At 58.6% G+C, this 6,682-nt stretch carries 8 protein-coding genes; 4 read left to right on the top strand and 4 right to left on the bottom strand.

Annotation, left to right across the window (positions count from 1 at the left end; genetic code table 11):
* Positions 1-434 precede the first annotated feature (434 nt).
* On the top strand, positions 435-851 hold the full coding sequence (locus ACIREA_RS23445; RefSeq protein WP_397384770.1) for a hypothetical protein: 417 nt from the start codon (positions 435-437) through the stop codon (positions 849-851).
* A gap of 244 nt (positions 852-1,095) precedes the next feature.
* Here ACIREA_RS23445 and ACIREA_RS23440 read toward each other — a convergent pair whose 3' ends face one another.
* The 4 genes from ACIREA_RS23440 to ACIREA_RS23425 form a co-directional block, all read right to left on the bottom strand.
* Positions 1,096-1,476: a hypothetical protein gene (locus tag ACIREA_RS23440; RefSeq protein ID WP_397384769.1), complete on the bottom strand. Its 381-nt coding sequence runs from the start codon at positions 1,474-1,476 to the stop codon at positions 1,096-1,098.
* Positions 1,477-1,526: 50 nt separating this feature from the next.
* Entirely contained in the window at positions 1,527-1,724 is a 198-nt protein-coding gene (locus ACIREA_RS23435; protein WP_397384768.1) for a hypothetical protein, read from the bottom strand.
* A gap of 143 nt (positions 1,725-1,867) precedes the next feature.
* Entirely contained in the window at positions 1,868-2,071 is a 204-nt protein-coding gene (locus tag ACIREA_RS23430) for a hypothetical protein (RefSeq protein WP_397384767.1), read from the bottom strand.
* 259 nt (positions 2,072-2,330) lie between these two features.
* A complete protein-coding gene (locus ACIREA_RS23425) occupies positions 2,331-3,404 on the bottom strand; it encodes a Gfo/Idh/MocA family protein (RefSeq protein WP_397384766.1) in 1,074 nt (357 codons plus the stop codon).
* A 485-nt stretch (positions 3,405-3,889) separates the two neighbouring features.
* Here ACIREA_RS23425 and ACIREA_RS23420 point away from each other — a divergent pair, with 485 nt between their 5' ends.
* The 3 genes from ACIREA_RS23420 to ACIREA_RS23410 form a co-directional block, all read left to right on the top strand.
* On the top strand, positions 3,890-4,324 hold the full coding sequence (locus ACIREA_RS23420; protein WP_397384765.1) for a hypothetical protein: 435 nt from the start codon (positions 3,890-3,892) through the stop codon (positions 4,322-4,324).
* 239 nt (positions 4,325-4,563) lie between these two features.
* Positions 4,564-6,102: a bifunctional phosphoribosylaminoimidazolecarboxamide formyltransferase/IMP cyclohydrolase gene (gene purH, locus ACIREA_RS23415; protein WP_397384764.1), complete on the top strand. Its 1,539-nt coding sequence runs from the start codon at positions 4,564-4,566 to the stop codon at positions 6,100-6,102.
* Positions 6,103-6,268: 166 nt separating this feature from the next.
* Positions 6,269-6,682, top strand: a 414-nt coding sequence (locus ACIREA_RS23410) for a prolipoprotein diacylglyceryl transferase family protein (protein WP_397384763.1), incomplete at its 3' end; no start/stop codon positions are given.

Raw genomic sequence — 6,682 nt, 5'->3', positions numbered from 1 at the left:
AATCCATTTTGACCCCGATTTGACCCTGTGAACCTGACCCTGCGGGCGGCCCTACCGGTGACTATGGCATCTTTTCCAGGCATCTTTTCCTCCATGCCCCTACGGGCCGCCAAAGGGGCAGGGGACCTCCCGCATTGGCCGTGGTTGCTGGGGGAAAGGGGCTGCCGTCGGATGGCTCAGGCAAAGCCCAGCGGGAGGCAGCCACCGTGTGTGATGACATGGTATCAAGTATCACTGTGGTATCAAATCGGTATCATGATACCGACGGGAGGTTGGTATCAAGGTATCACTCCCTATATATAGGGAGTGATACCTTGATACCAAACCAGAGCTCTATGGGTGATACTGGCAGACGAGGATCATCTTGATCCTCCGGGCTTGATGCAGGGGGAGCTGGCTTGACGACCCGCTCACGGTGTGATGAAATCATCTCCATGAGCCAAGCCCGCCTCTTTCTTGCCTGCTTGGCTTGCGCGCTCACAGCCATGGATGCCGCTGCAGGGCCGTCAGCCCCTCGTAATCCCAAGGCCTCGCAGCTCCGCGAGGATGATTACCTATGGCAGTGGTTTAACGGCATGCGCAGCGTGAAGATCCGCCTGGCCTGGATGAGTGCCGGCAGCGGTGGAGTGGTCGCCTATGAGATGTCTGAGATGGTTTCCGAAAACCTCTTGTCCATGAGCGATCTCCGAGCCTCCCTGGAAGGAAAAGTCACCGGCTCCGGCGTCTCGATCCCAGCCACCCTCGTCACCGACAGCCTCGCGGCGGCGCTGTCAGGAGATGGCAGGGGAGAAGGCCGGAACCGCCCGCCCGCGCAACTCGTCTGGAATCCTCCAGGAATCTATGACCCGTAGCCTTGGTGAGGTGCTGGGAAGGGGGCTTCGCTCGGAGCAGGGGCCATCGGTCAAAGCCCTGCCGCCGTCGTAGCGTTACCTGTCAGCGGCCTGCCGACTCGCAGGCTTGATCACTACTCGCCCCAGTTTACGCGCCAAAGTAAGGCATGCGTGAATGACGACATAACTTGTTGCAATATAGATGAATACACCATCAACATCTGTACTAAATGCCTAGCATCTTTTCTCGACACTTTTGTTACCGTTACCCCATAACGTCGGCATCCACGATATTGCACATCACTTTTGCTGGTCCAGTCTCGCTAGAGGATTGATAGTAATATTCCACAGCGCCGATTATCCGAGTGCGTTGGTTTTCGTTACGACCAAGAAAACCTATGACTTCGAAATCCACTCTCATAACTTCGCCGTCAGTGAATTGACACGCAGAGTCCCAGGAAGGAATGGACTCAGGAATTCCGAACGATAATCTCCACCACTCGATATTCTCAAGATCGCCCGCTTTGTCATCATCATTTGACCACTGATACTTCGCTGCCAAAAACTTCTCCAACTCAGGCACGAAATAATTGCTCACATAAAGAGGCGTTCTTTTCAATTCAGTCGGTATGTTCTCGATTGTCATGGAATGACAAAAAATAGCTCACTGGTGTCGGGTCCGGCTGAATATGAAATTCAGATTTTTCTTCTTGGGGCCGAGGCTTTTCTGATCCTCGGCTCATGATACAAGATGGTGATAGTTGGTTCTACATCATCACTTCCCGGCGGATGACTCTGAGACATAAACGCCACCTTGATTCCAGGATTGTTGGCGAACCACTCATTTGCCGCTTGCTCCACTTCTCCACCCTTGCCGTAGACAGCTTTGAACATCTGCATTTTCATAGGGGGTGATCCTTACTTTGGGGGGTCATGTTTGGCAAACTGCAATCCTCAGACGTGGTTCCGCTCGTCGCCAAACCCACGATCAATGCTCTTAACTGAGTGCCATTCATGCCTGGCATCTTTTCCAGATGTCAAACGGGTCCTACGAAATAAAGGAGTGCCGAATAAAGCTCGTATGGAGCGGTTGAAGCCTCGCCAGTAACGGAGCAAGAAAATTTAATATCCTTCAACACACGCGGCGCAGCGCCGGTCTTGTTCGCCAACCAATCATTGATTTCCTTTTCCAGGCCCTTTGGATCATTGGAAGAAAAGATTTTCACTTGGAAGGCATTCATAAAAAGATCACGGGGTTAAAAAAAACGCCAAGGTTTGCAGGCCTTGGCGGGGCTGTCTCACAGGTTACAAGCAAGTGGGACGAGTTGTCAGATTCAATGACTACAGTTGAAAAATGATCGGAATTGCGCTGCGCGCAACAGCCATATTTCCAAATCCAGGCACACTTTACATTACATTGATTGTTGGTAGTTAATAACTGGGTCGTTTGGAGGCTCTGAAACTGGCCTACGCCAGAAAACAAGCCTCCCAAACTCCGGCCTACCCCACCAGCTTCAGCGTCCGTTTCTCCTGGGCGCTCTGGAATGCGGTATCGACGATCTGCTGGCCGATGCGGGAGATGTCGAGGCGGAGCGGGCCGATGAGGGGCGTGCCGGTTTCGAGGTGGTGGATGACGTGCTCGACGGGATTGCGGTTCGGGGCGAGGACGGGATCGACCGGGATTTCGTAGCCTTCCGGGCGGGCGCGGGTTTGGACGCGGACGGTGGGTTCGTAGTCGTAGCACGAGAGGGTGCCGTCGGTGCCTTTGAGGACGAAGCCGCACTTGGGCTGGGGCTGGTGGGTCCAGGGATCGGTGAAGGTGCCCCAGCGGGTTTCGCTTTTGCTGAGGCCGAAGCTGTAGCGGATGATGGCGACGGCGTGCTCGTCCACCTCCAGCCCGGCGGGTTCGTCCCAGACGCCGGTGACTTCCAGCGGGGCCTTGCCGCCGAGATGCCAGGTGCCGAGGGTGGTGCCGTAGCCCATGTAGTCGAGCAAGGAGCCCCCGCCCTGCGCCATGCTGTAGAACCAACTGGCGGCTTTTTCGGCGGCGCTGGGTTCTTTTTCGATCTTGTCGGCACCGTGGTAGAGCGGGCCGCGATTGCCGCCGTGGTGGTGGAATTCGCGGACTTCGCCGATGAGGCCTTCCTGGATGAGGCGGTGGGCGGTCTGCTGGCCGGCGTCCCAGACGAGCGGCCAGTTGACGGTGAGAAGCTTGCCGTGCGGCTGCATGGCGGCGATCATGGCATCGGCCTCCGCCAGCGATCCGGCGAAGGGTTTCTCCATGATGATGTGGGTGCCAAAGGGGGCGATCTTGGAGACCCAGTCGCCGTGATTCGAAGCGGCGGGACAGAGGATGACGATGTCGGGCTTCGTCTGCTCCATGCAGGCGCGGTAGTCGGTGAAGACCTGAGCGTCGGTGAGGCTGAAATTCCGCTGGGCGTCCACGAGGCGTGCGGGCTGCTCATCGCAAATGCCCACGATCTCCGCGTTCGGATGCTCGGAGGTCTGGCGCAGCAGGTCGCCCATGTGGAAGTGATCGAAATTGATGCCGGCGATGCGCCATTTTTTGCTCATAGGGAGTTCATCGAAGCCGAAGGGCGCGGGGATGACAACCTTGATTTGTGGTGCCGTGCCGCACAAATCTTCAAAAGGAGCCCCCTTCTCGCAATGAAGTCGTGGGCGATGCGTTTCCGTTTTTCGAGCACAACATGGACGGCGGACCTTTTTGGGTGCCTGCGCCGTCACAGACCCGAAATCACGGACCCGCACAGCGGTTCCCTACCAGCCCTGCGGCACGTGCTGCTCTGGGTGGTAGGGATGCGCTGTGCGCGTCCCTGGAATCCTTCGTCCCAGCGTGGGCTGCTGACTCAAGGTGCACCCCCTTTCCATTCTGTGCCTTCTCCGATTCGTGGGATGCGGGCCTTGCGTCGCATTTCCAGACGAAGGCGGGACGCCTCGATCCGGTGACAGGCCGGGAGGCCTATCCTCCGGGGCTGCGCTGACAATCGAAATCCCCCCTTGCCTTGTGGGGGCGGGTCCCCTTTCATAGCCCCTGCCCCATGGCTGCCAATGAAATCCGCGACACACCCGGCCGGCTGCTGCTGGGCTGGGCGGTGCTGCTCACGTCGCTCGTGATTCTTTCGTGGCGCATTCACCTGCGCCCGGCGGAGTATGAGTGGACGGAATACCCGACGGCGCTGGGCGATGCGAAGTACTACACGACGCTGGGCAAGGATGATCGCTACGAGCCGAACCTGCGCTTTGCCGGGCAGGAAGAGGGGCTGTTTCGCCGTGCGGAGGAGGCGGTGGAATTGGATGATGGGACGATGATGAAACGTGGGCTGGATGTCACCTGCAATCACTTCATTTACCAGCCGGAGGGTGCTGGGGAGAAGGGTCCCCTACCCGTCTATTTGAAGAGCGGGGAGAACCGCTACGTGGAGTTTGGAGCGCGGAAGTTCTACCCGCCGTTTGTGCCGAAGGTAGGGCCTTGAGGGGAGGGCTAATAAATGACGGATTTTTACACCGCAGAGACTGGAACGCCGCAGAGATTTGCTTCTGAAAAACTCTGCGGCGTTTCCAACTCTGCGGTGTAAAGCTCATACCTCCAAGTTTCGCAGGGTTGAATCGAAAACCTCTTTGACCGGGGCACAAAATTGGCTCGTGAAATGCGCTTGGCACCCCCATAATTCTCCCTTTACTCCGCGCCCCCGAACTTCCTCCCAAGACACACATGCCCATCGCCCGCGCCCTGCTTTCTGTTTCTGATAAATCCGGCCTCCTCGAATTCGCCAAAGGTTTGGCGGCGCTCGGGGTGGAGCTGCTGTCCACGGGGGGCACGTCCAAGCACCTCAAGGAGGGTGGCCTGACGGTCACGGATGTGTCGGAGCACACCGGCTTTCCGGAGATGTTTGACGGCCGCGTGAAGACGCTGCACCCGAAGGTCCACGGCGGCCTGCTGCAGCGCCGTGACAACGAGGAGGACAAGAAGAACGCCCAGAAGCACGACATCCCGTGCATCGACCTCGTGGTGGTGAATCTCTACCCCTTTGAGCAGACCATCGCCAAGAAGGACGTGACGCTGGAAGAAGCCATCGAGAACATCGACATCGGCGGCCCATCCATGCTGCGCAGCGCGGCGAAGAATCACCGCTGGGTGACCGTGATCACCGATCCTGCCGATTACAGCGTCGTGCTGGAAGAGATGAAGGAGCACGCTGGAGACACCACTCTGGGCACCCGCGAGCGGCTAGCCTGCAAGGTGTTTCAACGCACCGGCGCCTATGACACTGCCATCGCCGCCTACCTGAACAAGGAGCAGACCACGCAGAAGACCTTCAACCTCAGCCTGCCTCTCTACGCAGAGCTGCGCTACGGCGACAACCCGCACCAGAAGACCTCCCTCTACGGCAACTTCGGCGACTACTTCGTGAAGCTGCACGGCAAGGACCTCAGCTACACCAACGTGCTGGACATCCACGCTGCGGCCGAGATCGCGCTGGAATTCCGCCGCCCCACCGTGGCCATCCTCAAGCACACCAATCCCTGCGGCGTGGGCTGTGCGGATGAAGATCTGCGCGAGGCCTGGCAGAAGGCTTTCGAAACAGACAAGCAGGCTCCGTTTGGCGGCGTCATCGTGGTGAACCGCAGCATGACGCTGGGTCTGGCCCGCATCATCTCGGAGATTTTTACCGATGTGATCATCGCCCCGGATTTCGATGCGGACGCACGTGCGCTGCTGCAGAAGAAAAAGAACCTGCGCCTGATCCAGATGCTGCCCGGCGTGGCCGAAGCCCTCACCGAGCCGACCATCCGCTCCGCTCCTGGCGGCGTGATGGTGATGGACAGCGACTCCCGCGCCCTGGGCCTGGACGATCTGGAATCCAAAGTGAAAACCATCCGCCCGCCGACCCGCGACGAGCTCGAAGCCATGCGCTTCGGCTGGCGCGTGGTGAAGCACGTGAAGTCCAACGCCATCGTCTTCGCCACCAGCGACCGCACGCTGGCCATTGGCGCCGGCCAGATGAGCCGCGTGGACTCCTGCCGCATCGCCATCTGGAAGGCCAAGGAAGCCGGACTTTCCCTCAAGGGCTGCATCGTCGCCTCAGACGCCATGTTCCCCTTCCCGGACGGCCTGATCGCCGCTGCCGAAGCCGGAGCCACGGCCGCCATCCAACCCGGCGGCTCCGTGAAGGATGCCGAGGTCATTGCGGCTGCAGATGAGCACAAAATGGCCATGTGCTTCACCGGCGTGCGTCACTTCCTGCACTAGGATTGGCGCGTGTAAAGGGTGGGCAGTCCACTCAGGCTTAACTATTTAACCATACTAAATAGTTAAGCTGACTTAATCAACCAGCGTCAGCACAGCCAGCCCAGCGGACTGCCTGCTGCATTTTGTTCCTTGTGCGGACGCCGCTCCCGTCCATGCCTTGTGCCCCATGATTTTCGCTTACTACCTGCACGACCTCAGCCCGTTTGTGATCAAGTTCACGGACAAGATCGCCGTTCATTGGTATGGCCTCGCGTATGTGCTGGGGTTCTACCTCACCTACCGGGTGATGTTCTTTCTGGCGAAGCGGGGTTTGTCGGAGATCAAGCCGGAGGCGGTGGCGGACTTCATCACGCTGGTGTCGCTCTTCGGCCTCGTGCTGGGCGGTCGGCTGGGCTACATGTTGCTGTACAATTTTGACGAGTTCATTCATGCGCCGTGGACCTTCTTCCTGCTGAACCAGGGAGGCATGGCCGCCCACGGCGGCATCGCAGGAACGACGCTGTTCTGCGGCTGGTATGCGTGGAAGCACAAGATCTCCTGGGCAGGCATCGGCGACTCCATTGTATGCGGTGCGCCACTG

The sequence above is a fragment of the Prosthecobacter sp. genome (genome assembly GCF_044373815.1).
Taxonomy (GTDB): Bacteria; Verrucomicrobiota; Verrucomicrobiia; order Verrucomicrobiales; family Verrucomicrobiaceae; genus Prosthecobacter.
This window is presented reverse-complemented; position numbering and strand designations above follow the sequence as displayed.

Bases quoted from the DNA above. Each gene is read 5' to 3' on its own strand.
- ACIREA_RS23435 (WP_397384768.1), bottom strand. From the start codon at position 1,724: ATGTTCAAAGCTGTCTACGGCAAGGGTGGAGAAGTGGAGCAAGCGGCA.
- ACIREA_RS23425 (WP_397384766.1), bottom strand. From the start codon at position 3,404: ATGAGCAAAAAATGGCGCATCGCCGGCATCAATTTCGATCACTTCCAC.
- ACIREA_RS23445 (WP_397384770.1), top strand. From the start codon at position 435: ATGAGCCAAGCCCGCCTCTTTCTTGCCTGCTTGGCTTGCGCGCTCACA.
- ACIREA_RS23440 (WP_397384769.1), bottom strand. From the start codon at position 1,476: ATGACAATCGAGAACATACCGACTGAATTGAAAAGAACGCCTCTTTAT.
- purH (WP_397384764.1), top strand. From the start codon at position 4,564: ATGCCCATCGCCCGCGCCCTGCTTTCTGTTTCTGATAAATCCGGCCTC.
- ACIREA_RS23430 (WP_397384767.1), bottom strand. From the start codon at position 2,071: ATGAATGCCTTCCAAGTGAAAATCTTTTCTTCCAATGATCCAAAGGGC.
- ACIREA_RS23420 (WP_397384765.1), top strand. From the start codon at position 3,890: ATGGCTGCCAATGAAATCCGCGACACACCCGGCCGGCTGCTGCTGGGC.